Source organism: Corallococcus llansteffanensis (genome assembly GCF_003612055.1).
GTDB lineage: Bacteria > Myxococcota > Myxococcia > Myxococcales > Myxococcaceae > Corallococcus > Corallococcus llansteffanensis.
In genome coordinates this window covers 1-2,517 of the sequence record NZ_RAWB01000884.1, presented here as the reverse complement: position 1 = coordinate 2,517, position 2,517 = coordinate 1, and the positions used below count along the sequence as shown (strand labels likewise).

General features: G+C 69.6%; 3 protein-coding genes and 1 pseudogene. 1 reads left to right on the top strand and 3 read right to left on the bottom strand.

Annotated features, from left to right (window positions below; all coding sequences use genetic code 11):
• Window positions 1–460: 3-oxoacyl-[acyl-carrier-protein] synthase III C-terminal domain-containing protein (locus D7V93_RS41655; protein ID WP_279636996.1), on the top strand; the 460-nt coding region annotated here is incomplete at its 5' end.
• A 10-nt stretch (window positions 461–470) separates the two neighbouring features.
• Here the strand turns inward: D7V93_RS41655 and D7V93_RS41650 are convergent.
• The 3 genes and pseudogenes from D7V93_RS41650 to D7V93_RS45560 form a co-directional block, all read right to left on the bottom strand.
• Window positions 471–1,292, bottom strand: a complete 822-nt coding sequence (locus D7V93_RS41650) for a hypothetical protein (RefSeq protein WP_120648513.1) — start codon at window positions 1,290–1,292, stop codon at window positions 471–473.
• Window positions 1,293–1,304: 12 nt separating this feature from the next.
• The gene (locus tag D7V93_RS41645) at window positions 1,305–2,120 is read right to left on the bottom strand and encodes a hypothetical protein (protein WP_120648512.1); all 816 of its coding nucleotides are present in this window, start codon (window positions 2,118–2,120) and stop codon (window positions 1,305–1,307) included.
• A gap of 51 nt (window positions 2,121–2,171) precedes the next feature.
• Window positions 2,172–2,517, bottom strand: a pseudogene (locus tag D7V93_RS45560) (hypothetical protein); the annotation flags it as partial.

Sequence of the window (2,517 nt, the reverse complement as noted above, 5' to 3'; positions counted from 1 at the left end):
GGTGGGGGCCTCGGAGCCCGGAGGCCGGCTCGTCCTCGTGGACTGGGCGGCGGACACCTTCAGCGACGAGTACGGCGCGATGATGCTGGGCGTGCGCCCGGAGTCCGGGCTTGCGCACCCTACCTACGGCATCGCCCCCACGGGGGGCATCCAGGCGTTCCTGACGTCCGGGATGAACGGGCCGCCCAAGCTCGTCGAGCGGCTGCTGGCGAAGCACGGCGTGAGCGCGGACGAGGTGACGCTCATCTCGCACCAGGCCACGCGCAAGCTGATGGACCACTGGGCCCAGCAGATCCGCCCGCGCGAGTACCTGGATACCTTCGAGGACCTGGGCAACATGGTGCACGCGTCGATGCCGGTGACGCTCTCCCGGTTCCAGCGCGAGCTGCGCACGAAGTACCTGGTGATGGTGGGCCTGGGCATCGGCGCGCACCAGCTCGCGGTGCTGGTCCGCGTCTGAGGCGGGCGCGCTACTGGTCGTCGCAGGGCGTGCCCAGCCGGATGCCGGTGTAGACGCCCAGCTCGTTGTAGATGAGCGACAGGTTCTGCTCCACGGGCACGTTGCGCAGCGCGACCTCCTTGCTCGGTTTTTCAACCCACAGGGGCGTCTGCGCGCGGTCGATGACGAGCCGCAGCTCGCCCCGCTTCGTGGTGAAGATCTCCCCTTCGGAGTCCGACACCACGTTGGTCATCTTCTGCGGCTTCAGGTCGCCGCGCGGCCCGATGAACACCCGGAAGTTGCGCGAGTCCGAGGACGAGGAGCCCTTGTCCACGTAGTAGTACGTGCCCTTCGAGTCGCGCAGCAGCGCGTGGGGGACGTACTTCTGCGGGTTGGGCGCGTAGGTGGCCTTGCGCAGCAGCTCCCGCGCCTCGGCGCCCGGGAGCATCTCCAGGGACACCTTGCGCTCGCCACAGCGCAGCGAGCAGGTGCGCTCCTTCGCGTCCACGGACAGCTCCGAGTACACGCGCAGGTCCCGCCCCTGGTAGTCGGGGATGCCCTGCTTGTTGAAGAAGCGCGGGTCCAGGAAGGTCTCGGCGGACAGGAAGCCGTGGGGCCGGGGCACCTCCACGAGCTCCCTGGCGTCGCCGTAGTAGAGCCGATCCTCCAGGTCCTCCGTCTCCTCGCGGGGCACGGAGACGGCGTAGTGGCCCTTGCCGTCGGTGCACACGGACGTGGCCTCCAGGAGCATGCGCTGCCCCAGGTTCTCCGCCTTGCCCCACGGCGGCTCAACGGCGGAGGTGGTGCTGGCGCCGAGCAGCAGGGCCACGGTGAGGATGCGCGGGAAGGTCATGGGTGTGCGGGGCTAGAGGTGCTTCTTGAAGTAGCGGGTGGCGGCCTTCTCCTGGCTGGAGGCCTCCGGGGACGTGGTCCACACGAAGCGGTCTCCTTGCAGGCTCGGCTCCAGGGCAGCGCCGAAGCGGCAGTCAATGTGCTGGAGGCGGGCCTTCACCGTGCGTCGGGCTTCCTCGGAGGTGCCGCACATCGTCTTCAGGGCGGTAAGGGGGAAGGCGCAGTAGCGGGTGATGTTCACGTCCTTGAGCCAGGCTTCCGTGACGGTGGCCCAGTCGATGGAGCCCGCCACGGACGCACCGCAAGTGGCGTTCATCGCCTGGAGCGCTTCCGCGTAGGCGGTGTCGTGGACGGCCTCCTCGGCCTTGCGATCGAAGGCCATCAGCTTCGCGAGCTGGCCGCTCTGGGTCTGCTGCTGGTGCTGCGCGTAGACCTCCTCCGGCTTGAGCTTCTGCGAGCGCGCCTCGTCGTACTGGACGGCGATGCCGTTGCCGGGGCCGCCGGGGAAGTGCAGCTCCACGCGCGGGCCCACGAGGATGAGCGGCGAGTAGTTCCGGCCGTGCCACTGGGTGGTGTAGTTCAGCCGCGAGATGCTGAGGCTGCTCCAGTCCTTGACGGTGTAGGGGAGCACGAGGCCGTCGAGCACGGAGCCCGTGCCCTGGATGCGCACGAGGAACTTCTTCTGCTCACGGGGCAGGAGCGGCACGAGCGCCACCTGTTCGCCCTGCGGTCCCACGAACACCTTGCCGGCTTCGACGGGCGCCGCGGCCCGGGCGGGCAGGGTGCCCAGGACGGCGGACAGCACGGCCACTGCGACGACGATCCTCACGCGCGATTCCTTCCCCTCACCCGGGCGCACCCCGCATGCGGCGGGGGCTGCTCAGGGCGTCAAGTCGATATTATGCGTCTGACATTCGGCGACGACCTCTTGCATATCCCGAAGGTCCACCACGCGCGCCACCGCGCGCACGTTCGCCAGATCCCCCTTCTGGCAGTAGGCCCGGAGCGCCAGCAGGCGCGCGGCCAGGTTGTCCTGCTCCGTGTAGCTGCGCTGGGCCATGCGGACCGCCTTGCCGGTGTCTCCCGCCGCGAGCGCCGCGCGGCCCTCGTTGAGGGCGTCGAGCGCGGACTGAAGGGTCGGATTGCGCGGGCGCGTTGGCCCACGAGCTCCGGCCTTCTTCACGGTCTTGGTGCCCGTGGGGGTCGTGGGCGTCACGGTGGGGGGA

Bases quoted from the DNA above. Each gene is read 5' to 3' on its own strand.
- D7V93_RS41650 (WP_120648513.1), bottom strand. From the start codon at position 1,292: ATGACCTTCCCGCGCATCCTCACCGTGGCCCTGCTGCTCGGCGCCAGC.